The sequence below is a fragment of the Aromatoleum evansii genome, from assembly GCF_045689615.1.
Classification (GTDB): domain Bacteria; phylum Pseudomonadota; class Gammaproteobacteria; order Burkholderiales; family Rhodocyclaceae; genus Aromatoleum; species Aromatoleum evansii.
Map to the genome: position 1 here is coordinate 4,513,373 of NZ_CP141259.1, position 23,537 is coordinate 4,536,909.

At 65.1% G+C, this 23,537-nt stretch carries 27 protein-coding genes; 12 read left to right on the forward strand and 15 right to left on the reverse strand.

Annotated elements, in window-relative coordinates:
- Nucleotides 1–68 precede the first annotated feature (68 nt).
- Together U5817_RS21125 and U5817_RS21130 are read left to right on the forward strand one after the other, a co-directional pair.
- On the forward strand, nucleotides 69–662 hold the full coding sequence (locus U5817_RS21125; protein WP_169126797.1) for a phosphoheptose isomerase: 594 nt from the start codon (nucleotides 69–71) through the stop codon (nucleotides 660–662).
- Nucleotides 662–1,294 carry a BON domain-containing protein gene (locus tag U5817_RS21130; RefSeq protein WP_169126799.1) on the forward strand — a complete coding sequence of 211 codons (633 nt, stop codon included), beginning with the start codon at nucleotides 662–664 and terminating at the stop codon, nucleotides 1,292–1,294. The genes U5817_RS21125 and U5817_RS21130 overlap by 1 nt, the downstream gene beginning before the upstream one ends.
- Before the next feature lie 117 nt (nucleotides 1,295–1,411).
- On the opposite strand, the gene mpl is transcribed toward U5817_RS21130, so the two are convergent.
- The gene (gene mpl / locus U5817_RS21135; protein ID WP_169126801.1) at nucleotides 1,412–2,770 is read right to left on the reverse strand and encodes a UDP-N-acetylmuramate:L-alanyl-gamma-D-glutamyl-meso-diaminopimelate ligase; all 1,359 of its coding nucleotides are present in this window, start codon (nucleotides 2,768–2,770) and stop codon (nucleotides 1,412–1,414) included.
- Nucleotides 2,771–2,936: 166 nt separating this feature from the next.
- Here mpl and U5817_RS21140 point away from each other — a divergent pair, with 166 nt between their 5' ends.
- The 8 genes from U5817_RS21140 to U5817_RS21175 are packed head-to-tail and all read left to right on the forward strand — an operon-like array spanning nucleotide 2,937 to nucleotide 8,923.
- Nucleotides 2,937–3,479: a hypothetical protein gene (locus U5817_RS21140; protein ID WP_210148130.1), complete on the forward strand. Its 543-nt coding sequence runs from the start codon at nucleotides 2,937–2,939 to the stop codon at nucleotides 3,477–3,479.
- 12 nt (nucleotides 3,480–3,491) lie between these two features.
- The gene (locus tag U5817_RS21145) at nucleotides 3,492–4,043 is read left to right on the forward strand and encodes a TlpA family protein disulfide reductase (protein ID WP_407278704.1); all 552 of its coding nucleotides are present in this window, start codon (nucleotides 3,492–3,494) and stop codon (nucleotides 4,041–4,043) included.
- Between the two features lie 57 nt (nucleotides 4,044–4,100).
- Entirely contained in the window at nucleotides 4,101–4,592 is a 492-nt protein-coding gene (aroQ, locus tag U5817_RS21150) for a type II 3-dehydroquinate dehydratase (protein WP_169126807.1), read from the forward strand.
- A gap of 52 nt (nucleotides 4,593–4,644) precedes the next feature.
- Entirely contained in the window at nucleotides 4,645–5,094 is a 450-nt protein-coding gene (accB, locus tag U5817_RS21155) for an acetyl-CoA carboxylase biotin carboxyl carrier protein (RefSeq protein WP_169126809.1), read from the forward strand.
- A gap of 10 nt (nucleotides 5,095–5,104) precedes the next feature.
- Entirely contained in the window at nucleotides 5,105–6,466 is a 1,362-nt protein-coding gene (accC, locus tag U5817_RS21160) for an acetyl-CoA carboxylase biotin carboxylase subunit (RefSeq protein ID WP_169126811.1), read from the forward strand.
- Between the two features lie 19 nt (nucleotides 6,467–6,485).
- Nucleotides 6,486–7,394 carry a 50S ribosomal protein L11 methyltransferase gene (gene prmA, locus U5817_RS21165; protein ID WP_407278705.1) on the forward strand — a complete coding sequence of 303 codons (909 nt, stop codon included), beginning with the start codon at nucleotides 6,486–6,488 and terminating at the stop codon, nucleotides 7,392–7,394.
- The gene (locus tag U5817_RS21170) at nucleotides 7,394–8,512 is read left to right on the forward strand and encodes a DUF3426 domain-containing protein (protein WP_407278706.1); all 1,119 of its coding nucleotides are present in this window, start codon (nucleotides 7,394–7,396) and stop codon (nucleotides 8,510–8,512) included. The genes prmA and U5817_RS21170 overlap by 1 nt, the downstream gene beginning before the upstream one ends.
- A gap of 18 nt (nucleotides 8,513–8,530) precedes the next feature.
- Complete coding sequence (locus U5817_RS21175) at nucleotides 8,531–8,923, forward strand: diacylglycerol kinase (RefSeq protein ID WP_169126817.1); 393 nt, start codon at nucleotides 8,531–8,533, stop codon at nucleotides 8,921–8,923.
- 15 nt (nucleotides 8,924–8,938) lie between these two features.
- Here U5817_RS21175 and U5817_RS21180 read toward each other — a convergent pair whose 3' ends face one another.
- The 3 genes from U5817_RS21180 to U5817_RS21190 all read right to left on the reverse strand — a co-directional run bounded on the left by U5817_RS21180 (nucleotide 8,939) and on the right by U5817_RS21190 (nucleotide 11,043).
- A complete protein-coding gene (locus tag U5817_RS21180) occupies nucleotides 8,939–9,415 on the reverse strand; it encodes a glycine zipper 2TM domain-containing protein (protein ID WP_407278707.1) in 477 nt (158 codons plus the stop codon).
- A complete protein-coding gene (locus U5817_RS21185) occupies nucleotides 9,409–10,344 on the reverse strand; it encodes a carbohydrate kinase family protein (RefSeq protein ID WP_407278708.1) in 936 nt (311 codons plus the stop codon). Before U5817_RS21185 ends, U5817_RS21180 begins: the two co-directional genes overlap by 7 nt.
- Before the next feature lie 288 nt (nucleotides 10,345–10,632).
- Nucleotides 10,633–11,043: an HIT family protein gene (locus tag U5817_RS21190; RefSeq protein WP_407278709.1), complete on the reverse strand. Its 411-nt coding sequence runs from the start codon at nucleotides 11,041–11,043 to the stop codon at nucleotides 10,633–10,635.
- A 123-nt stretch (nucleotides 11,044–11,166) separates the two neighbouring features.
- Between U5817_RS21190 and U5817_RS21195 the strand changes: the two genes are divergently transcribed.
- Both U5817_RS21195 and U5817_RS21200 read left to right on the forward strand, forming a co-directional pair.
- Nucleotides 11,167–11,925, forward strand: a complete 759-nt coding sequence (locus U5817_RS21195) for a GNAT family N-acetyltransferase (protein ID WP_407278710.1) — start codon at nucleotides 11,167–11,169, stop codon at nucleotides 11,923–11,925.
- 95 nt (nucleotides 11,926–12,020) lie between these two features.
- A complete protein-coding gene (locus U5817_RS21200) occupies nucleotides 12,021–12,761 on the forward strand; it encodes a lysophospholipid acyltransferase family protein (protein ID WP_407278711.1) in 741 nt (246 codons plus the stop codon).
- Between the two features lie 38 nt (nucleotides 12,762–12,799).
- Here U5817_RS21200 and U5817_RS21205 read toward each other — a convergent pair whose 3' ends face one another.
- The 11 genes from U5817_RS21205 to gmd form a co-directional block, all read right to left on the reverse strand.
- Entirely contained in the window at nucleotides 12,800–13,597 is a 798-nt protein-coding gene (locus U5817_RS21205) for a symmetrical bis(5'-nucleosyl)-tetraphosphatase (protein WP_407278712.1), read from the reverse strand.
- A gap of 205 nt (nucleotides 13,598–13,802) precedes the next feature.
- On the reverse strand, nucleotides 13,803–15,692 hold the full coding sequence (locus U5817_RS21210) for a polysaccharide biosynthesis protein (protein WP_407278713.1): 1,890 nt from the start codon (nucleotides 15,690–15,692) through the stop codon (nucleotides 13,803–13,805).
- 133 nt (nucleotides 15,693–15,825) lie between these two features.
- Nucleotides 15,826–16,851, reverse strand: a complete 1,026-nt coding sequence (locus U5817_RS21215) for an MraY family glycosyltransferase (protein WP_407278714.1) — start codon at nucleotides 16,849–16,851, stop codon at nucleotides 15,826–15,828.
- Nucleotides 16,848–17,792 (reverse strand): UDP-glucose 4-epimerase family protein, encoded by a 945-nt coding sequence (locus tag U5817_RS21220; RefSeq protein WP_407278715.1) that lies wholly within the window; start codon nucleotides 17,790–17,792, stop codon nucleotides 16,848–16,850. The genes U5817_RS21215 and U5817_RS21220 overlap by 4 nt, the downstream gene beginning before the upstream one ends.
- 15 nt (nucleotides 17,793–17,807) lie before the next feature.
- Nucleotides 17,808–18,107, reverse strand: coding sequence for a type II toxin-antitoxin system RelE/ParE family toxin (locus U5817_RS21225; protein WP_407278716.1), 300 nt, complete (start codon nucleotides 18,105–18,107; stop codon nucleotides 17,808–17,810).
- Between the two features lie 9 nt (nucleotides 18,108–18,116).
- Nucleotides 18,117–18,431, reverse strand: coding sequence for a type II toxin-antitoxin system Phd/YefM family antitoxin (locus U5817_RS21230; protein WP_407278717.1), 315 nt, complete (start codon nucleotides 18,429–18,431; stop codon nucleotides 18,117–18,119).
- Nucleotides 18,432–18,573: 142 nt separating this feature from the next.
- Nucleotides 18,574–19,698: a glycosyltransferase gene (locus tag U5817_RS21235; RefSeq protein WP_407278718.1), complete on the reverse strand. Its 1,125-nt coding sequence runs from the start codon at nucleotides 19,696–19,698 to the stop codon at nucleotides 18,574–18,576.
- Between the two features lie 19 nt (nucleotides 19,699–19,717).
- A complete protein-coding gene (locus U5817_RS21240) occupies nucleotides 19,718–20,863 on the reverse strand; it encodes a glycosyltransferase family 4 protein (protein WP_407281118.1) in 1,146 nt (381 codons plus the stop codon).
- Nucleotides 20,864–20,915: 52 nt separating this feature from the next.
- On the reverse strand, nucleotides 20,916–21,494 hold the full coding sequence (locus U5817_RS21245) for a DUF7024 domain-containing protein (protein ID WP_407278719.1): 579 nt from the start codon (nucleotides 21,492–21,494) through the stop codon (nucleotides 20,916–20,918).
- A gap of 65 nt (nucleotides 21,495–21,559) precedes the next feature.
- Entirely contained in the window at nucleotides 21,560–22,453 is an 894-nt protein-coding gene (locus tag U5817_RS21250) for a GDP-mannose 4,6-dehydratase (protein WP_407278720.1), read from the reverse strand.
- An 11-nt stretch (nucleotides 22,454–22,464) separates the two neighbouring features.
- Nucleotides 22,465–23,496, reverse strand: coding sequence for a GDP-mannose 4,6-dehydratase (gene gmd / locus U5817_RS21255; RefSeq protein ID WP_407278721.1), 1,032 nt, complete (start codon nucleotides 23,494–23,496; stop codon nucleotides 22,465–22,467).
- Between the last annotated feature and the right edge of the window lie 41 nt (nucleotides 23,497–23,537).

Here is a 23,537-nt window from a genome sequence, read left to right on the forward strand (position 1 = left end):
GCCACGGCGGGGCCGGAGTCCGCCTCGTGCTAGACTTTTGCCCCCGACAGAAGCGACCCGAGCCCCTCATGGATCTGATTCACCGCATCTCCCGACAATTCGAAGACAGCGCCCGCACCAAGCTCGACGCGCTGGAGGCGCTGGCAGCCCCGATCGCAGGAGCCGTGGAGATCATGACCGGCAGCCTGCTCAACAACGGCAAGATCCTCGCGTGCGGCAACGGCGGTTCGGCTGCCGATGCGCAACATTTCGCCGCCGAGCTGGTCAACCGCTTCGAGATGGAGCGCCCGCCGCTCGCCGCCGTGGCACTGACGACCGACACCTCGACACTCACCTCGATCGCCAACGACTACGACTACAACCAGGTGTTCTCCAAGCAGGTGCGCGCGCTGGGACAGCCGGGCGACGTGCTGCTGGCGATCTCGACCAGCGGCAACTCCCCCAACGTCATCGCCGCGATCGAGGCCGCCCACGAACGCGAGATGCGCGTCATCGCGCTGACCGGCAAGGGTGGCGGCAGGATGGGGGAAATGCTCGGCGACGGCGACATCCACCTGTGCGTACCCGCCGACCGCACGGCACGCATCCAGGAAGTTCATCTGCTCGTCCTGCACTGCCTGTGCGACGGCATCGATTGTCTGTTACTCGGAGTTGAAGACTGATGACCAACAAGACCCTCCAAGCCAGCCGGCGCACCCTGCTTCTCGGCCTGGGCGCCGCGGCGACGCTGCCGCTGCTGCAGGGCTGCTTCCCGCTAGTCGCGGGCGGGGTCGGTGCAGGGGCCGCCATGGTGGCCGACCGCCGCACCTCGGGCGCCTACGTCGAGGACGAAGGCATCGAATGGCGCACCTCGAGCGCCCTGAAGGACCGCCTCGGCGACGCCGTGCATATCAACGTGACGTCCTTCAACCGCAACGTGCTGCTGACCGGCGAAGCCCCCACCGAGGCGCATCGCGCCGAGGCAGAGCGGGTGGCGAGCGGCATCGCCAACGTCAAGGGTATCGTCAATGAGATCCAGGTCGCCGGCACCTCGTCGCTGACCTCGCGCGGCAACGACTCGCTGCTCACGTCGAAGGTCAAGGCACGCTTCGTCGATTCGGCGCAGTTCAGCGCCAACCACGTCAAGGTCGTCACCGAGGCGGGTACGGTATTCCTGCTCGGCATCGTGACGCGCCGCGAGGCGGACGCCGCAACCGAAGTAGCCCGGCGCACCGACGGTGTGCGCAAGGTCGTGAAGGTGTTCGAGTACATCACCGACCAGCAGGCCCGCCAGCTCGAAGGCAAGAAGGACTGAGTTCCGGAACGGGCGTTTGCCCTTCGCTGTGGGAGCGGCTTTAGCCGCGAATGGGCGCCAAACCAGGCGGAAATGCCTGATTCGCGGCTAAAGCCGCTCCCACAGCAACACCGTCCATCACCCGCCGCGGCGGGAGTGCAGCGCGGCGAGCAGCTTGTCGTGCACGCCGCCGAAACCGCCGTTGCTCATGACCAGTACGTGATCGCCCGGGCGGGCCTCGGCAACCACCGCCGCGACCAGCTCTTCCAGAGAATCGAAAGCGCCGGCCCGCTCGCCCAGCGGCGCGAGCGCTTCGCTCGCATCCCAGCCCAGACCGTTCGCGTAACAGAAGACGCGATCGGCCAGCCCCAGGCTTTCCGGCAGGCGACTCTTCATCACACCCAGCTTCATCGTGTTCGAACGCGGCTCGAGTACCGCGAGGATGCGCCCCTGCGGCTCGCGCTTGCGCAGCCCCTCGACTGTCAGGGCGATCGCCGTCGGATGGTGGGCGAAATCGTCATAGACGGTGATGCCTTCCACCCGGCCGCGCACTTCCATGCGGCGCTTGATCCCCTCGAAGCGCGCGAGGCTCGCGATGGCCTGCACCGGCGTCACGCCGACATGGCGCGCCGCGGCGATGGCCGCCAGGGCGTTGCTGCGATTATGGCTGCCCGACATCGGCATCGCGACGCGCCCCAACTCCTCGCCGCGCAGCCGGAACACCGCCTCGGCCTCCTCCACGCCCGGCTCGACCGCCCACTGCGCCGCGTCGCCGAACCATTCCAGCTCCGACCAGCAGCCGCGCGCGAGCACCCGCTTCAGGCTCTCTTCGCCGGCATTCGCGACGATGCGTCCGGATGCGGGAATCGTGCGCACAAGATGATGAAACTGGGTCTCGATCGCCGCGAGGTCGGCAAAGATGTCCGCGTGATCGAACTCGAGGTTGTTGAGGATCGCCGTGCGCGGACGGTAATGCACGAACTTCGAGCGTTTGTCGCAGAACGCCGTGTCGTACTCGTCCGCCTCGATGACGAAGAAGGGCGAATCGGTGAGGCGCGCCGACACGCCGAAGTTGCCCGGCACGCCGCCGACCAGGAAGCCGGGATTCAACCCCGCGTCCTCCAGCATCCACGCGAGCATGGAGGTCGTCGTGGTCTTGCCGTGCGTACCCGCGACGGCCAGCACCCAACGCCCCTGCAGCACATGCTCGGCCAGCCATTGCGGCCCGGAGACATAGGGCAGCCCACGCTCAAGGATGGCCTCCAGCAACGGATTGCCGCGCGAGATGGCATTACCGACGACGAACACGTCGGGCGCGAGATCGATCTGCGACGCATCGTAGCCTTCGGTCAGGCCGATGCCCTGGGCCTCGAGCTGGGTGCTCATCGGCGGATAGACGTTGGCGTCGCAGCCGGTGACGGTGTGCCCCGCGGCGCGCGCAAGCAGCGCCACGCCGCCCATGAAGGTGCCGCAGATTCCAAGGATGTGGATGTGCATCGAAACTCCGGGACTGACGGACCGCTGCAATGTGGCTGAAACCGGTCCGTGTAGAATGGTGCGCATTCTACACGGACCCTCAGCCGGACTCGCGACCATGACTTTCCGCGCGCCCCCATCCCGCTCCGCAAGCCTGAGGCGTGAAATCGCCGCCGCAGCGGCCCGCATGATGGCCGAAGACGGCATCTCCGACTTCGGCTTCGCCAAGCGCAAGGCCGCCCGCCAGCTTGGCGCCTCGGACACCGATTCGCTACCCAACAACGCCGAGATCGAAGCCGAACTGCGCGCCTGGCAATCCCTATATCAGGACGAGGAGCAGGCCGAACGCCTGCTCGAGATGCGTCGCGCGGCGGTCGGCGTGATGCGCCTGCTGGACGAGTTTCGCCCCTACCTCACCGGCGGCGCCCTCGACGGCACCGCGGGCCGCTACACCGAGGTCGATATCGAACTCTTCCCGGAAAGCGCCAAGGAAGTGGAGATCTTCTTCCTCAACCAGGACATCGCCTACGAACACCGCGAACCGCGCCGCCCCGCGCCGCATGCGCCCGAGGCCATCCTCAGCTTCGACTGGGAACAGGTGCCGATCCGCCTCTCGATCTATCCGGCCGACTCGGAACGCTCGAACCGGCGGCACGCCGAGCGGGCACGCCTGCCGGCGGTCGAAGCGCTGCTCGCGCAGGACCGCAGCGAACCCGAGCCGGTGCGCTGAACCGGCGGCAACATGAAGCCAGTCGTCCGCAACACCCTGATCCTCGCCGTCGCGGCAGCGGCAGGGCTCGCCGGCCATTTCACCCAGCGCGCCTCATCCCCCTCGACCCCGACAACGACCCAGGTCGCGCGCGAGGCCGGAGCCCCCATCCTCGCGCTGAACCTGCCCGACAGCAGCGGCCAGCCCCAGGCGCTGTCGCAATGGCGCGGCAAGGTGCTGGTGGTCAATTTCTGGGCGACCTGGTGCCCACCCTGCCTGCGCGAGATCCCGGACTTCGCAGCCGTCAGCCGGCGTTTTGCCGAGGCGCCGGTACAATTCGTCGGCATCGGCATCGACCAACCCGACAACGTGCGCAGATTCGCCGAGGAGCACAAGGTCCCCTACCCACTCCTGATCGCCCCGCTGCAGACGCTGGCCATCACGAGCGCGCTGGGAAACACGTCGCAGGCGCTCCCATTCACCGCGATCTTCGACCGGCGGGGAGAACTGGATTTCGTGAAGCTGGGCACCTTGAACGAAGCGGAACTTGAGGGCAAAATTCGCGCACTCCTCGCTTCGCAGTGAGCCGCGCGATGCGCTTTCACTGGACAAAGTGCAGCGATCTGCGGCAAACTTGCCGTCATGACGCGCTCAAAACGCAGCAAAACCACCGAGGCTCCGCCGCCTCCGCAGACCCGCGTTCTGGTTCTGCACGGCCCCAACCTGAACCTCCTCGGCACTCGCGAACCTGATGTCTACGGCCGCACCACGCTGGCCGACATCCATTCCGCGATGGATGCACGCGCACGCGCCGCCGGGGTCGTCGTCGAGTCCTTCCAGAGCAACCACGAAGGCCAGCTCATCGACCGCATCCAGGCAGCGGCGGCGGAAGCGGTGGACTACATCATCATCAACCCGGCCGGCTACACGCACACCAGCGTCGCCCTGCGCGACGCACTGGCCGCGGTGGCGATTCCCTACGTGGAAGTTCATCTGTCGAACATCCACACACGGGAACCGTTCCGGCATCACTCCTATTTTTCCGATCGCGCCATCGGCGTGATCTGCGGACTGGGCGCGTACGGCTACATGGCCGCACTCGAATTCGCCCTCACGCAACTGCGGAAAGACTAAACACAAAACCCCTCTGGCGGCCCCCAGGGCGCCGCATTGTCCGGAGAACAGCATGGATCTGCGCAAGCTGAAGAAACTGATCGACCTCGTCCAGGAATCGGGCATTTCCGAACTGGAGGTCACCGAGGGCGAAGAAAAGGTACGCATCGCCAAGCACATCGCCGCCCCCTCCGCGCCTGCCTACATGCCGGCGGCACCGATGGCCGCGCTGGCTGCGGCTCCGACCACCAATGTGGTCGTCGCGCCGGTCGCCGATGCGCTGCCCGACGGCAACGTCGTCAAGTCGCCGATGGTCGGCACCTTCTACCGCGCGACCGCGCCGGGCGCGAAGCCGCTCGCGGACGTCGGCCAGAACGTCGCGGTCGGCGACCGCCTGTGCATCATCGAGGCGATGAAGCTCATGAACGAGATCGAGTCGGAATTCGCCGGCACCATCAAGGCGATCCTGGTCGAGAACGGCCAGCCGGTCGAATACGGCCAGCCGCTGTTCGTCATCGCCTGATCGGCACGCCATGTTCGAAAAAATCCTGATCGCGAACCGCGGCGAAATAGCCCTGAGGGTGCTGCGGGCCTGCCGCGAGCTCGGCATCCGCACCGTCGCCGTACACTCGGTCGCGGACACCGAGGCCAAGTACGTGAAGCTCGCCGACGAGTCGGTGTGCATCGGCCCCGCCGCTTCGGCGCAGAGCTACCTCAACGTCCCGGCCATCATCTCGGCAGCAGAAGTCACCGATGCCGAGGCGATCCACCCGGGCTACGGCTTCCTGTCGGAGAACGCCGACTTCGCCGAACGCGTGGAGCAATCCGGTTTCGCCTTCATCGGCCCGCGCGCGGAAACGATCCGCCTGATGGGCGACAAGGTCAGCGCCAAGGACGCGATGAAAGCGGCCGGCGTCCCCTGCGTGCCCGGCTCCGACGGCGCACTGCCGGAAGAACCGAAGGAGATCGTCAAGATCGCACGCGCCGTCGGCTACCCCGTCATCATCAAGGCGGCAGGCGGCGGCGGCGGGCGCGGCATGCGTGTCGTACACACCGAGGCGGCCCTGCTCAACGCCGTTCAGACGACCCGTGCCGAGGCGCAGGCTGCGTTCGGCAATCCCGTCGTGTACATGGAGAAGTTCCTCGAGAACCCGCGCCATGTCGAGATCCAGGTGCTCGCCGACGAGCACGGCAATGCCGTGTACCTGGGCGAGCGCGACTGCTCGATGCAGCGCCGCCACCAGAAGGTCATCGAGGAAGCCCCCGCCCCCGGCATCGACCGCAAGGCCATCGCCAAGGTCGGCGAGCGCTGCGCCGAAGCCTGCCGCAAGATCGGCTACCGCGGCGCCGGAACCTTCGAGTTCCTGTACGAGAACGGCGAGTTCTACTTCATCGAGATGAACACGCGCGTGCAGGTCGAACACCCCGTCACCGAGCTGATCACCGGCATCGACATCGTGCAGGCCCAAATCCGCATCGCGGCCAACGAGAAGCTGTGGTTCGGCCAGAAGGACATCGTCTTCCGCGGCCATTCCATCGAGTGCCGGATCAATGCCGAGGATCCGTTCAAGTTCACCCCCTGCCCCGGCAAGATCACCAACTGGCACACGCCGGGCGGCCCGGGCATCCGCGTCGACTCGCACGTCTACAACGGCTACACGATCCCGCCGCACTACGACTCGATGATCGGCAAGCTGATCGCCTACGGCGACACGCGCGAGCAGGCGATCCGCCGCATGCGCATCGCGCTGTCGGAGATGGTCGTCGAGGGCATCAAGACGAACGTGCCGCTGCACCAGGAACTGATGCTCGACGCGCGTTTCATCGAAGGCGGCACCAGCATCCACTACCTGGAGCACAAGCTGGCCGACCGCAACGAAGTCAAGAAGAGCTGACGAGCCGGAGCCGCCGCGCATGTGGATTTCCGTGACCCTGCAGGCCGAGGCGAAGAAGGCCGAGGCGCTGTCCGAGGCGCTGATGGAGGCCGGCGCGCTGTCCATCAGCATCGAGGACGCCGACGCCGGCACCGACGCGGAAAAGCCGCAGTTCGGCGAGCCGGGCCATCACCCGGTAGGCCTGTGGGACCACAGCCGCGTGATCGCGCTGTTCAGTGCCGACGCCGACCTCACGGTCGCCCTGGCACAGGCGGCCGCCGACGCGGGCTTCGACGCGGTACCGCCCTTCACCCTGGAAGAAGTCGCGGAGCAGAACTGGGTGCAGCTGACGCAAAGCCAGTTCGACCCGATCCGCATCACCGACCGGATGTGGATCGTGCCGTCCTGGCATACCGCACCCGATCCGGACGCGATCAACATCGAGCTCGACCCCGGCATGGCCTTCGGCACCGGTTCGCACCCGACCACGCGCCTGTGCCTCGAATGGCTGTGCGATGCGGTTGCGCCCGGCGCCAGCGTGCTCGATTACGGCTGCGGCTCGGGCATCCTCGGCATCGCCGCGGCAAAGCTGGGTGCTGCCGACGTGCTGGGCGTCGATATCGACGACAAGGCACTCGAAGCCGCGCGCGACAATGCCGGGCGCAATGACGTGACGATGCGCCTGCAACACTCGCGCGACACGCTCGATGCACAGTTCGATGTCGTCGTCGCCAACATCCTGACCAACCCGCTGTGCGTGCTCGCGCCGCTGCTGTCCGCGCGCGTGGCGCCCGGCGGGCGCATCGCGCTGTCGGGCGTGCTCGACACCCAGACCGACCAGGTCATCGCCGCCTACGCCCCCTTCATCGCACTGCGCGTCGGCGCGACTCACGAGGGCTGGGCGCGACTGGAAGGCTCCCGGTCCGCCACCGGGGCCGGCAAGGACTGATGCTCGCCCGCTGCCCGGCCTGCCACACGGTATTCCGGGTGCGGAGCGAGCAGCTGCGCGCACACCACGGGCAGGTGCGCTGTGGCAGCTGCCTGGTGCCGTTCGACGCGCTGGAAAATCTGATTGAGGAGGCTTCCCCTCCTCCCGCCCTCAGCTCGCCCGATCCGGCACCGGACCGTTCCGATCGCTTCTTCGTGCTGGAAGACAAGGCGACCGACACGCTCTCGAACCAGCTCGATTTCGAACTGCCCGACGCGCTCGTCCCACAGCGTGCGGCGCAACGCGAGGCAGGCGAGCCGCGACAGGAGCCAGAGGAACGCACGCGGGTTCCGGCCGAGCCTGACAGGCCGCAGCCCGCACCCGAGCGCCCGGCCGAGGAAGCCTCCCGCGCGCCCGCCCCCCATGACAGAGGCCCGTTCTGGCGCGATACCGATCTTCGGGAGGAGAGGGAACCCGCCGCGGAGGCGCCTCCGGACACCCTGCTGGGCAGTTTCGCGTCACCAGACCGGATCGAACCGGGAACCCCGACGCCAGCACGCCCCAAAGAGGATTTCGCTGCCGAGGAATCCCCGCCTGCGCCCGCCGACACAACGACCGATTCCGCTGACGAATTTGCCGACTACGCAGCGCCGGCGCCCCTGCCTGCCCGCCGCGGCCTCACGGGACTTGCCGTCGGGCTGCTGAGCGGCATGCTCGCGGCACAGTTGCTGTATCTGTTCCGCACCGATGTCGCGCGGGAATGGCCATCCCTGCGCCCCGCGCTGGTGAAGGCGTGCGACGCCCTGGGCTGCACCGTCCAACTGCCGCGCATTGCCGGCCTGATCAGCGTCGAATCCTCCGACCTGCAGTCCGAGCCGGGCAAGGCCGCCCGATTCGTGCTGAACGCGACGATCCGCAACCGCGCGCCCCATCCGCTGGCCTGGCCGCACCTCGAACTCACGCTGACCGACGCGCGCGACCGCCCTCTCGTCAGGCGCGCACTCGCGCCGCAGGAATGGTTCCCGGGCGCCGACCTCGCACAGGGATTCGCTGCCGGACGCGACATTGCCGTAACCCTGCCCTTTGCGGCGGATGGACTGGGCGCAACCGGATACCGGATCTACGCCTTCTACCCCTGACCCTTACGCGACACCCCCATGACCCAGCCGCACCGCGAGCATCATGAAAGCCCCTTCAAGGGCAAGACCGGGCTCACCCGACTGTTCAACGCCCTGCGCTACTCGCTCGACGGACTGCGCGCCGCCTTCAAGCACGAAGATGCCTTCCGGCAGGAATGCATCCTCGCCGCGATCCTCATCCCGCTGGCGCTGTTCATGCCGGTCAGCGGCGCGGGCAAGGCCCTGCTCATTGGCAGCGTCCTGTTCCTGATGATCGTGGAGTTGATCAATTCCGCGATCGAAGCGACCGTCGACCGGGTGTCCCTCGAACGCCACCTGCTCGCCAAGCGGGCGAAGGACATCGGCAGCGCCGCCGTCCTTCTCGCGCTCGTCAATCTTGCCTGCGTGTGGGGGCTGGTCCTGCTCGGCTGATTCCCCGGGGGGCGTTCAGCGCGTCACGCGCGTGGTCGATCCGTCGCGCACGATGCGGACCGAATCACCGGCACGGAAATCCTCGCCCTTGTCGTCCTGGACGACCGCCATGAGCTGATTGTTGTCGAGCCGGACGGTGACCTCGACGCCCTGAGAGCGCGTCGCACCTTCCTCGATCGCGGAGCCCGCAAGGCCGCCGGCGACCGCACCGATCACCGTCGCGATCGCCGCACCGCGCCCTTCCCCGATGCCGCTGCCCGCAATACCGCCGATCGCCGCCCCGCCGAGCGCGCCGATGGGAGTCTTGGTTCCCTCGAGTTTCACGTAGCGAACCGATTCGACCACGCCGTACTGCACCGTCATCGCCCGACGCGCCTCGCCGCGCGAGTACGTCTCGCCACCCAGTCCGGTGGCACAACCGCCCAACCCGAGCCCCAACACAGCCATCGCAAATGCCGCCGCAACGGCACGCTGCCTCGTACCCATCACCATAATGCCTCTCCAAATGCCTTCGCGTAACGCGCGCCGATCTCGGCGCGATCCGGCGTGTGATTCTGTCCGCCCCGGCTGGCGATCTTGATCGATCCCATCAACGACGCCAAGCGCCCGGTCCGCGTCCAATCGTAAGCTTCTGCAATTCCGTACAGCAGACCCGCCCGATAGGCATCGCCACAACCGGTCGGATCGACCACTTCGTCGGGCGGCACGCAGGGAATCTCGATGCACCGCCCTTCCGCATAGATGCGCGAACCCTCGGGCCCCAGCGTCACGACCAAGGCCTCGACGCTTTCCGCCAACTGCTCCAGAGAACGCCCGGTCCGCTCGCACAGCAGACGCGCTTCGTAATCATTGACCGTGCAATAGGTGGCCTGGTTCAGGCAGTGGAGCAACTCCTCGCCCGAAAAGAGGGGCATGCCCTGGCCGGGATCGAACACGAACGGAACGCCCGCAGCGGCGAACTGTGCGACATGGTTGAGCATGCCGTCGCGGCCGTCCGGCGACACGATGCCAAGCCTCACCCCGTTCGCGTCCCGCACCCGGTTGAGGTGCGAGTGGTTCATCGCGCCGGGGTGGAAAGCCGTGATCTGGTTGTCGTCGAGATCGGTGGTGATGAAGGCCTGCGCGGTGAAGCTCTCCGGCACGTGCCTGACGTGATCCTGGCGCAGCCCGAGGCGCTGCAGGCGCTGGCGATACGGCTCGGCGTCATCCCCCACCGTCGCCATGATCAGCGGATCGGCCCCCAGCAGTTTCAGGTTGTATGCGATGTTCCCGGCGCACCCGCCGAACTCGCGCCGCATGTCGGGCACGAGGAAGGACACGTTCAGGATGTGGATCTGTTCGGGGAGGATGTGGCGCTTGAAACGATCATGAAACACCATGATCGTGTCGTAAGCCATGGAGCCGCAGACGAGGATGGACATTCGGGAACCCGGGTCGGAAAAATTCCGCCATTATAGGGTGCCGCACCAATAATCCGCGGCGCACCGCCGGTCGTCTCCTGTGGGAGCGGCTTCAGCCGCGAATGGGCGGTATCCCTCGCTGAGCGGCCCATTCGCGGCTGAAGCCGCTCCCACACCTCCACACCTCCACACCTCCACACCTCCACACCTCCACACCTCCACACCTCCACACCTCCACACCTCCACACCTCCACACCCCAACACCCCAACACCCCAACACCCCAACACCCTCGCACAACCGCTCCGACGCTACAGCACCGCGCGCAGCTTCGCCGCCATCTCTTCCAGCGCCTCGCGCGACGGGTTCTTCGCCGGCCACGCCAGCGCCATGCCGTCCCCCTCCCATCGCGGCAACACGTGGATATGGAAGTGGAACACCGTCTGCGCCCCCGCCTTTTCGTTCGCCTGGAAGAGCGTCACCCCCTCGCAGCCGAAGGCCTCCTTCACCGCACGGGCCATGCGGGCGGCAGTACGGAACACGGCGCCGGCCAGTTCGTCGTCTAACTCATAGATGTTCGCGCGGTGTGGCTTCACCACCACCAGCATGTGGCCGGGATTCACCGACTGCAGATCCATGAACACCACCGTCGCCTCGTCCTCGAACACCCTGGAGGCTGGCAACTCCCCCTTCACGATGCGGCAGAACACACAGTTATCCATTACCCAACTCCCCCGAAGCATACCGAACACGATTTCGTCACCCCATCGTAACGCCCTCGTCATGGCGTCGCAACGCAGCATTTCGACAATGCGCCACACACGCCTGAACGAGGAATTGCCCCCATGCTCCAGAAACGACCCCAAATCGCAGAACGCCGCGGACGCAGCCTGCACGTGGGGCTGGCCACCTGCGAAACGGAAATTCTCGAAGCGCAAAAACTGCGCTACCGCGTCTTCGCCGACGAGATGGGCGCCCGCCTGCCGAGCCGCACCCCGGGGGTCGACCGTGACATCTACGACCCCTACTGCGAGCACCTTATCGTGCGCGACGAGGCGGCCGGACGCATCGTCGGCACCTACCGCATCCTCTCGCCCGTCGCCGCGCGCAAGGTCGGCGGCTACTACTCCGAGAACGAATTCGACCTCACCCGCCTGCAGCACCTGCGCAGCCGCATCGTCGAGATCGGCCGCTCCTGCATCGACGCCGACTACCGCAGCGGCGCCGTCATCGCCCTCCTGTGGGGCGGCCTCGCGCGCTACATGCAGGAGAACGGCTACGACTACCTGATCGGCTGCGCCTCCGTCAGCATGGCCGACGGCGGACACACCGCCGCAAGCCTGTACAATCGGCTCAAGGACGAGCACGCCTCGCCGCTCGAATACCGCGTGTTCCCGCGCTGTCCGCTGCCGCTCGAACACCTGCGCTCCGACCTGCCGGGCGAAGCGCCGCCGCTGATCAAGGGATACCTGCGCGCCGGCGCGTGGATCTGCGGTGAACCTGCATGGGATCCCGACTTCAACACTGCCGACCTGCCCATCCTGATGCCGATGACCAAGGTGGACGGCCGTTACGCCAAACACTTCATGGGACGCAAAGACTGAATTCCGCAGCCCCCATCCCCGCCGCCCGGCCGACGGCCGGGCCGCTCGTCCGGTCCTGGCGCTACCTGCGGCTCGCCCTGCACATCGCCCAAGGCTTGCTGACGGTCCTGACGGTCTATCCGCTGACCGAGATATCGACGCACCGTCACCTGCGCCGGCGCTGGTCGCAACGCCTGCTCGCCATCCTCGGCGTCGAACTGCGAACGAAGGGTACCGCGGTGCAGCCGGGCTGCATGCTCGTCGCCAACCACATCTCGTGGCTCGACATCTCCGTCATTAACGCGATCGCACCGTCCGCCTTCGTCTCGAAAGCCGAGGTACGCGCGTGGCCGCTCATAGGCTGGCTCGCGGCAAAAAACGAGACCGTGTTCCTGCGACGCGGCAGCCGCGGTCACGCGAAGATCATCAACGCCGAGATCGGCGCCCTCCTCGACGCAGGACGCAACGTCGCGCTTTTTCCCGAAGGCACGACCACCGACGGCAGCCATGTCCTGCACTTCCACGCCGCCCTGCTGCAGCCCGCGATCGAATCGGGCCACGCGATCCAGCCGATGGCGATCTCGTATCACCACCCGGACGGCTCTCCGTCCCGCGCCGCCGCCTACGACGGCGATCTCACGCTGGGTCAGTGCATCGCGAACATTATCACCACGAAAGGACTCGTCGCCGGACTGTACGTGGGAGCGCCACTCGACAGCCGGGGCATCCACCGTCGCGAACTCGCCAAAAGCGCGCGCGAGGCGATCATGGCGGCCACCGGCATCGCCGAGAGGAAACCCGAACAGGAAGGGGCTGGCGCAGGCGCGGGGCACGAGCAGCCGGCCACAGTCGGCTGATGCCCGCGCCCCGGGAGGGGGCTGCGATTACCCGCAGCCTAGGCTTGAACTTGAAACACCGCACCGTCCTCGAGCCGCACGGCAGTGAGTTTTCCGCCCCACACGCAGCCCGAATCGAGAGCGATGAGACCAGGCATGCGGTAGAACCCCAATGCCGACCAGTGGCCGCACACGATGGTGTGCGTAGTGCTCCGCCGCCCCGGCACCTGAAACCACGGCATCGTCCCGGTGGGAGCCTTCATCGGCGGCCCCTTCGCCTGCAGCGCCATGCGACCGTCGGTTGCGCAGAAACGCATCCGCGTCAGCGCATTCACGATCACCCGGTAGCGTTCCCAGCCCACGAGTTCGTCTGACCAAGTCTCCGGCTCGTTGCCACCCAGATGCAGCAGCAGATCGTTCGCCACCGGCCCCGCCAGCACCTCGCCCACTTCGACTGCGAGCTGCTGCGCCCGCGCAATCGTCCAGCCGGGGAGCATTCCCGCATGCACCATCGCGAACTCGCCCTCGACGTGCACCAGCGGACGGCTCGCCACCCATGCGAGCAATTCGTCACGGTCCGGAGCCTCCAGCACCTGGAACAAGGTGTCGTCATCATCGAGCCGCTTGTGGCCCGCACCGACCATCAGCAGGTAAAGATCGTGATTGCCCAGCACGACCGTCGCCGCCTCGCCCAGTCCGCGCAGGAAGCGCAGCGTCTGCACCGACTCCGGCCCGCGATTCACCATGTCGCCGACCACCCACAGGCGATCGACTGCCGGGTCGAATGCAATCCGCTCCAGCAGGCGCTGAAGCACCGAGTAACAGCCCTGGATGTCACCTACCGCGTAGATCGCCATCGGAACTCGGGCGCATCGCCGACATCACGGAACGGACGCGCCACAACCTGAATGAGATCGAGACATTCTATCCCGTGGGAGCGGCTTCAGCCGCGAATCGGCATGCGGTCGGCTGACAAGACTGTGGTCGCGGCTGAAGCCGCTCCCTCAGAAACCTTCGCCGAGAAAAGAAACGTCGTTATCTGGAGGAACTAAGACGTTGTAATTACGCCCGGTCGCCGACGCGCGCCAACTTGCTCTCGCTCTCAACGATGCGCAATGCCGGCCGCCCGCCCATCGGGACATATTCCGGCACCCAGCGCAGCAAGGCACGGCGCACCTCGTCGTCGCCGAGGCAGTCCTTCTGCGCGAACCATCCCGCCAGCTCGGCAAGGAACGATGACGCTGCCGGCACGGAGCGCGCAATCCGCAGCTTCGGATGCGGGGTCTCGCGCGTTTCCTCGCTATCGGCCAACAACTCCTCGTACAGCTTCTCGCCGGGGCGCAAGCCCGTGAACTCGATCCGGATCTCCTCTTCCGAGTAACCCGAAAGCCGGATCATGTTGCGCGCGAGATCGACGATCTTAACCGGATCGCCCATGTCCATGACGAAGATCTCGCCACCCTGCCCCATCGCCGCGGCCTGCAGCACCAATTGCGCCGCTTCCGGAATCGACATGAAGTAGCGATTGATCTCCGGATGAGTGACCGTAATCGGCCCGCCCCGCGCAATCTGCTCCTGGAATTTCGGAATCACGCTGCCGGTGCTGCCGAGCACGTTGCCGAAACGAACCATCTCAAACTGCGTGCCTTGAGCGCGCTGATGCAAGGCCTGGCAGACGAGCTCAGCCAGACGCTTGCTCGCCCCCATCACGTTGGTGGGGTTCACCGCCTTGTCGGTCGAGATGAGAATGAAACGCTCCGCGCCGTGACGCTGCGCCGCCTCGCCGACGCGCAAGGTGCCCAGCACGTTGTTCCGCACCGCCTGCCAGGCGTTGGCCACTTCCATCAGCGGCACGTGCTTGTACGCGGCCGCGTGGAACACGACCTCGGGGCGCCAGGCAGCAAACACCTCGGCGAGACGCGCTGCATCCTTGACGTCGCCGGCAAGGGGAACAACGTCGATTCCCGGCGCGTGACTGGAGAACCACTGCTCGACGTTGTACAGGGCGAACTCGTTCAGCTCATACAGCACCACGCGACGCGGCGCGAATCGCGCCAACTGGTGGCACAACTCGCTCCCGATGGACCCCCCGGCCCCGGTGACCAGCACGACCTTGTCCTTGAGCATCGCCTCAACGTGCGGAGTATCGATCCACACCGGTTCACGCCCCAACAAATCCTCGATATCGACGCGACGGATGGAGGACACCGCAACGCGCCCTGCCATCACGTCTTCGAGCCCCGGAACCGTGAAGACCTTCGCCCCGGCGCGCACAGCAAGATCGGTTGCGGCACGCCGGACCTTCGTCGCCGCGGAAGGCATGGCCAGGATCACGTGCTCGACGCGTTCAGCCACGAGGATCTCAGGCAGGGCCTTAACCGGCCCGAGCACCGGCAGCCCGAGAAGCTCACGCCCCCACTTCTCCGCATCATCATCCACAAGCCCGATCACCCGCCAATCCGGACTGCGCTGAAGCTCGCGCAGCAACATGGCCCCGCCACGCCCTGCACCGACCACCACCACCGGCTTGCCCTTCGCGATCAGGCCGCCATACAGCCTATGCTCCTTCCACATGCGGTAAGCCGCGCGTCCGCCCGCCATGATCAGGACGAGCAGCATCGGATAGAGGATCAGGGTCGAACGCGGCACCCCAGGCGCCCCCCGATACAACGCGACGAACGCCCACACCGCGAGAGACGAAATCGCGACCGCACGCAGCACGCGCGCCAGGTCGGGCAAGCTCGCGAACACCCAGATGCCGCGATACAGGCCGGCCCGAGTGCATACGATCGCGTGAACAGGCAGCAAAACGAGCAGACCGAAGGCTATCTGCGCCTGATATTCGGCCGGCCACTCGAAGTTGAAGCGCAGAAAGTACGTCGCCACCCACGCCGCACACGCAGCAAGCAGGTCAAACAGGAGGACGAGGGCGGAACGGCTCAAGCGCTTCATTCTGAACGGCTCCTCCTGACGAAGTTGGGGTACGTAGCAATGCCGATTGCGATTCTAGCGGGTATCCGTCGCAACTTTCTGCAATGCAACATTCAGGTACAAGACAAGTACCCAAAAAGAGCAAAGCTCGACGTCAGCGCGGCGAGATGTCGGTTTTTCCGGCCCCCAGAGCGATCGCAGCGGCAAGCAGAGGAGCATATGCTATTGCAATCGCCACGACTCCATCAAGCAATCCTGCGCCGACGCACAAGGCAATCGGCAGCAGCCAGAAGATGTTGATGGCACCAACGCTCAGGGTCACCGGCAGATGCCCCCCCCATCGCCGGCTCGCACGTTGGTAGGCATGGCTGCGGTGCGCCTCATACACACGCTCGCCGCGAATCAGGCGTCGCAACAGCGTCCACGTCGCATCGACGATGAACACGCCGAGCAGGATCAGCCAACTCCAGAGCAGGGCCGGTGACACCGCGGCCGCCTGCAGCGACAGGGTGCCAAGCACGATGCCCAGGAAACCGCTGCCGGCATCGCCCATGAAGATTTTTGCTGGCGGGAAGTTCCAGACGAGGAACCCTACAACCGCAGCCGCCAGCAGCAAGGGCTCGGCCATCAAGTCTGCGCGTCCGACAAACCCATAGAGAACAGCCCCTCCCGCGCAGACGGAGATCGCCTCGACACTGGCGATGCCGTCGATACCATCCATGAAGTTGTACAAATTCAACAGCCAGACGAGATAGACCGCCGCAATCGTCGCTCCAAACCACCCCAACTCCACTGAGGCGCCGAACCAGTCCAGCGGCGGAGCGCCGCCGAGCCACGCGAGCACCCAGGCGGCTGCAACAAAATGGGCGAGGAGACGCCAACGCGCCGCCAGGTGACGATGGTCGTCCACGAACCCGACCACGGCGACCAGGGCACCGGCCCCGAGAATCGCCCATGAGCCCCCAGGCTCCGCGCGCGCCGTGATCGTCAAGGCGAACACCGCACAGAGAAAGCTCAGCACGATCGCGACGCCGCCGCCGCGCGGAGTGGGAACCGAATGGGAGCTACGGGCGTTGGGTATGTCCATCAGGCTCCGCGCCAGCGCATAGCGCCGCAAGCCCCAGGTCATCAACCCCGCAGATGCGCCCACAAGAACGCCCAGCCACGCAAAACCGGTCACGCCCGAAACCCCTCTGAGGCCCGCCGCAGCCCCTCATCCACTCCAATCGGCGGACACCAATCCAACGCCTCGCGCGTGATCGCGATATCCACCTGCAGATTGCCGCACAGGCGCTGCACCATCGCGCGCTTACCGAGCAACACAGCGCCGGTATCAAGCGCCCACTCCGGAACTGGCAGCAAGCGCGCCGGCACGCCCATCGCCGCAGCCAGTCGGCGCAGCAACTCGCTCGTCGAGAGATCCATATCGTCGGACACCAGAAATGTCCGGTTCGCCGCAGCAGGATGATCTATGCAGGTCACAATCAGATCCACAAGATTGTCCAGGGCCACCAACGAGCGGCGATTGTGCTCGAGCGCGCCCAGCGGCAAGGGCACGCCACGTCGCAGCCAACGCATCATGTTCAGGAAGTTTGCCTTCACCCCCGGCCCGTAAACCAGCGGCGGGCGGATGATGACGACCTCCATACCTGTTTCGGCTGCAAGGGCCTTGAGCCCAGACTCAGCCTCGGCCTTCGAGATGCCGTAAGGGTCCCGCGGCGACGGCCTGCCATCGGCGGTAAAGGGCTGCCCCGGTGCTGTCTCCTCACCATTGACCTTGATCGAACTGATGAACACGAAGCGCCGCACACCCGCAGTTGCGGCCTGCCGGGCGAGGTTCACGGTTCCCTCGACGTTCGCGGCACGATATGCGTTCAGAGGGTCGGACGCCGAGTCGCGCATCACATGGACGCGCGCTGCGGTGTGCACCACGACACCACAGCCCCGCAGCAACTGCGACCAGTCACCAACGCCCTCGAGGCCAGGGCCACGCACGCAGTCGCCGACAGGCACCGCGCGGCGCACCACCCCCAGCACCGGCAACTGCGCGTGACGCAACCGCGCAAGCACTGCGGAGCCGACGAAGCCGCTGCCGCCGGTCACCAGTGTACGAGCCGTCATGTATTTCTCCGTGCTTCAAGTACCCGAATGATCGGGCGGATACTTCCGCGCGGTGTGAATAAGGTTCAATACCGTCACAGCGTCATCTCCCACATGGACGATGGCGATGTATGGAAGGCGACTGACAACGAATTCGCGGGTACCGAGGACACGCCCCGGTCGGGCGCGCTCAGAAAAGGTCTCGAGGGACCCAACCTGTTCCCTGATTCTCGAATACACAGATTCGGCAACCCCGTGGCCAGCCTGTTCCAGATAGAAGAAGAGGATGTCTTCGAGGTCGCGCTCTGCCTCGTCAGTCCATTCGACTTTGCACATGCGTCGCCGTCACGCAGAGGTGGGCTTCACCTTGCGCTGAACGCGCTCCCAGACGCGCGACATCACTTCCTCATGCTGCGCGACCTTTGTCGTGCCTTCCTTGAACGCTTCGAGCGCCCGCCCGACCTTAGCCTGGAACCACTCTTCGTAACCGGGTTCCTTTTGCATGAACATTTCCGGGATGAGGGTGTCCGCCGCATCTTCGATCGAGATCATGATGCCCACAGGCCGGTTGTTCTTCGTGACCAACACGGGCTCGCGACGCATGGTGTCGAGCAACTCCCCGAAGTGGGTTTTCGCTTCACGGGCGGTCATGGTCTTCATGAGCGTACCTCTTGTGAGGATAGAGTCCAATGTGACCATTGTAGTCACAATAGTCCGTTTCGCAACACGACTTATCCCGGGAGGGGGCCGCGAGAACCACCACGGTCACGGCCATCACCAACCTGTATGTACGCGGTCTGAATCAACCGCTTACTACCTCACGGAACAACGCGGCGTATTCGCGCCCCAGCGCCTCACCCGAAAACAGTCGCTCGTACCGCGCCCGCGCAGCCACGCCCATGCGCGTGGCGAGCCCCTCGTCGGCAATCAGGCGGTTCATTGCCGCTGCAAGAGCATCCGCGCATCCAGGGTCAACGACGAAGCCCGTTTCCCCGTTCGTATTGACAAACGATGTCCCCGTTCCGAGCTCGCACGAGATCATCGGCCTGCCGAACATCGCCGCTTCCACGAGCACCATCCCGTACGCCTCGGACCGCAGATGCGACGGCAGCACGAGTGCCCGGCAGCGTCGTATCAGCGCCACCTTTTCGCCATCCGACACCTGCCCGGCAAAGATAACGTTCCTCGCCCCGATGCTGGCGACAAGGCTGCGTAACGATCGCCCTTCGGGTCCGGATCCCGCTATCACAATTTTTGCGCCAACGTTCCCGGCGGCCTGCACCAGACTGTGAAGTCCCTTGTAGTAACGCAGGACACCAACGAAGAGAAAGAACGGCTCCTCTTCGGCGAGGCGCAATCTACCCATAATGGCGTCATCGCCGCGCTGCGGACAGGATCGCTCATCGATGCCTAGAGGGATCACCCGCACGCGATCGCGAAGCGCCGGATTCGAAAGCACCGGACTAGTCTGTGCATACGCGGGCGCGTTCGCCACAATGGCCTGCATGTCACGCAATGTCTTCCACATCAAGGGCGAATACAGCTTGCTCATCCATTGCTGACGCACGATGTCGGAAATGTAGGTCAGTACGGAGGGCTTGCCTGCGGGTGCGATTCGGTGCAGCAGGTCGGCGAACGGCCACGGAAAGAGATAATGAATGACGTCGGCTTCGCGGGCGAGCCGCCGAAATCGTGCGAAGGCCGCCACCCCGCCCAGGTCGCAGGATGCCGGGGCCGCCCAGGAGCGCTCGCGCACGACCCGTGCTTCGGGGCGCGCGATCAAGGCCGGGATGGAATCCGGCGACAAGGTGAAGATGGTGTTCTCGATGCCGAACGGCTGCACCGACAGACAAATCTGTCGAATCGCCTCCTGAAGCCCGCCGGGCGGATCCGGGAAATAGGTGCGATAGACGTGCAAGACCTTCACTGATCGATCCGCGCAACACTCAGAGTTCGACGGCCGCACGATATGCGGCAACCGTTTCCTGGGCGCATCTCTTCCAACTGAATTGCCGCGCCCTATCCAGCCCCTTCCGAATCGCCTCGCCACGCCATGCATCATCCTCCAGCCCGCGCACGATCATGCGGCTCAAGGCATCCACGTCCTCGGCCGGACACATGGCCGCGGCGTCGCCCACCACCTCGGGCAGCGAAGAAGAATCCGAACACACGACAGGCACGCCCGACGCCATCGCCTCCAGCACCGGCAGGCCAAAGCCTTCGTACAGGGAAGGGAACGCGAACAGACGCGCGCCGGCATATAGCAGAGGCAAATGCTCGGCCGGCACGAAACCGATATAACGCGCCCAGCCGGCCCGTTCCGCCTCCCTTACACGCGCGTGAATTCCTTCGCTGCGCCACCCCTCGTACCCGGAAAGCACTAGTGGCCACCTCCGGCGCACCCGCTCGGGGAGCGCTCCATACGCATCAAGCAAGGCGTCGAGATTCTTCCTCGGCTCGATCGTGCCTGCGTAAAGACTATATCCGCCCGCCGCCAAACCGTATGTTCCCAAGGTATACGCCAGCTCCGCCTCGCTGCGCGGCCGGAAGTCCGGCGAGCACGCGAGCGACACGGCGCGAATACGCTCGATCGGCCACCCGAAATAGGCGGCGAGTTCGCGACGCGTGAACTCCGAATCGGTAATCAGTACGGCAGCGCGCTTCAGGGACTGTCCGATTTCCGCCTGCATGTATCGCACCCTCTCGGGGGGGTGACAATGGGCCCATGTGAAAGGCGAGAGGTCGTGCATCGTCACGACCCCTCGGCCGCGAAACGGCGGCAGGTAGAAATTCGGGCCATGAAACACATGGCCCTCCAGTCCCCGCAGGGCAAGTGCCTTGAGCCTGGGGGCGAGAAACCGATAGAGCTCGACGATCACTCGGCTCTTCAAAGCACTCCTGCGAAGACCCTCTCCCGATTGAGACGCGACGCCAACCGGTGACGGTGACGGCAACGCATCCGCGAACCGCCTACCGAAAAAAAACCGGAGATCCGTGACCTCCGGCAGCTGTTGCAGGTGACTCGCCAGTTCGTAGGTATAGCGACCGATTCCGGTCAACGGATACCGGATCGCGTCGATAGAAAGAATCACCTTCAATGCACACCCCAGTCCGGCCCCCGTCCTCGGGATGCCTTTCGCATCATCAGCTCTTGATTTGAAGCGATACCAACGAGACGCCCAGCATGCGCGGATCCCCATTTTGCGGATCGAGCTGCTTGGGGCTCGTCGGCTGCGGAGGAACGATCTCGATCGTATCCGCGCCATTCACCCCGTCAAACGTCAGAACATGAAGCTCAGGCGCCGGGGCGTCCTTGACGATGAACTCCTTCTCAACGGCTCCGACCCGCACTTTCACCGGCCGCCCCACATTGGGGCCGAACGCATTGGCCTTCAACTCGAGCGCGAATTTCTGCGGCAACGACTGCGCGAAGCGGAACTTGGCCGTCGCGGCTTCTGCCGCATCCGTCCAGCGCCCCCATGCTTCGTGCCCGGACATTCCCGAGACTTCCGCCAGGAACGTCGGATATCCGGACCTCGTAAAGTCGATTCCGTCCGCGAGCGACGCTTCATACCGCGGCGCGAGCGAGTCGGCCGGCTGCGCCACGGCCGGAGCGGAAGCAGCGGCACCGGCTCCCACCTTCGTCTCAGGCTTGTCACCACACCCCGAGAGAGCAACCGCCCCCATGATTGCAAGAACACCGGCAATTGAAAGTTTCTTCACATTTCTTTCCTATCAGTAAAGCGCCCACGTACAGTCGCGGTCCAAGTATGCCTGTGGTTGCGGCGTCAGGCTACGTCCCCGCCCAGCATCCACCGGAGCGTGTCCTCGAGCGGCGGCGTATCCCACTCGCCGATCAGCCTGCGCAACTTTGCTGGATCCCCGCACAGGCTCCGCACCTCATTCGCACGGACGAACGCGGGGTTCACTTCCACCCGCATCGAGTGCCCGGTAATCGCCTCCGCCATCGCCAGTGCTTCGCGCAGCGAATGCGTGCGCCCCGAGCACACGTTGACCGGTTCACCCACGGGACCGACTTCCAGCAGCCGACGGTAGGCGCGAGCCACCGCACGCACATCCGAGAAATCGCGGCAGACGTCCAGGTTGCCCAACTCGATCACCTCTGCCCTACGCCGGAAGTGCGCGACGATCTTCGGCAATAGAAACGACTCGGCCTGCCCAACGCCCGTGTAATTGAACGGTCGCGCGATCACTATTGGCAGCCGATCCATCCACAAGCGCGCCATATACTCCATCGCAAGCTTGCTGACCGCGTAGTCGTTGGCCGGATCTGGCGGCGTCGCCTCGTTCAGAACGCCTTCGGTCGCGTTGCCGTACACGTTCGCGCTACTCGCGAGCAGCACACATTCGGGCCGCTGTGCTGCGGCACCTAGTGCGGCCAGGAGGTTGCGCGTGCCGATCAGATTGACGCGATAGAAGGCGTCGGCATCGCCATGCCCGACAAAGGCGATCGCCGCGAGGTGCACCACCGCATCTGGCCGCACCTCGGCGATCACCTCCCGAAGCCCGGCGGCGTCCGCCAGGTCGACATGCCGATACCGGGCGTCTCCCGCTTCGTCGTGCGCGCCCGTGCCCCACACCTCCCAGCCGTGCGCCTCCAATTCCGCTGCCACGTACCAGCCGGTAAAACCCTTGAAGCCCGTAATCAGCGCTCGCTTCATCGCATGTCCGGTCAGAACGAGAAACCGCGCTCATTGCGGCGAATATCCGCCTCGACCATCATCTGGCACAATTGCTCCAGCGTCGTCGTAGGCTCCCACCCCAGCTCGCGCTTCGCCTTCTCCGGATTGCCGATCAGCAGATCCACTTCCGCAGGACGATAGAACTTCGGATTCACACGCACCAGCGTACGACCCGAAATGCGATCGACGCCGATTTCCTTGTCCTCCTTGCCCTCCCAGAGGAGGTCGTACCCCGCAGCCTTGCCGGCCATCGTCACGAAGTCGCGCACGGTCACCGTCCGGTTCGTCGCCAGCACGTACGTATCGGGCTCGTCCGCCTGCAGCATGCGCCACATGCCTTCCACGTATTCCTTGGCGAACCCCCAGTCACGCTTCGCGTCGAGGTTACCGAGTTCCAGCACATCCAACTTGCCGAGCTTGATCTTGGCGATGCAGTCCGACACCTTGCGGGTCAGGAACTCCCGCCCGCGCAGCGGCGACTCGTGATTGAACAAGATCCCGCTCGTACCGAAAATGCCGTAGCTCTCACGGTAGTTCACCGTCATCCAGTGCGCGTAAAGTTTGGCAACCCCATAAGGACTGCGCGGATAGAACGGCGTCGACTCGACTTGGGGAATCTCCTGCACCTTGCCGAACATCTCGGAGGTGCTGGCCTGATAGAAACGGATCTTCGGGTTCACGATCCGGATGGCTTCCAGCAGGTTAACGGGGCCAATCCCGGTGATGTCCGCCGTCGTGATCGGCTGCTCGAAGGAAACGCCGACGAAGCTCTGCGCCGCGAGGTTATAGGCCTCAGTCGCTTCCGTTGTTTGCAACAAACGGACGCTCGAGGAGAGATCCGTGAGGTCGTACTCAAGCAAGTGCAGGTTCGGGTGCTGGTCGATACCCAACTCCTCGATGCGCCAGAAATTCACGGAACTTGTGCGCCGATAAGTCCCGTAAACGGAATACCCCTTCTCCAGAAGCAGTTGTGCAAGATATGCACCATCTTGTCCAGTAATGCCAGTAACGATTGCTCTCATATAACTCTCACTCACTTTTAAACATTGACTCGTGACCAATC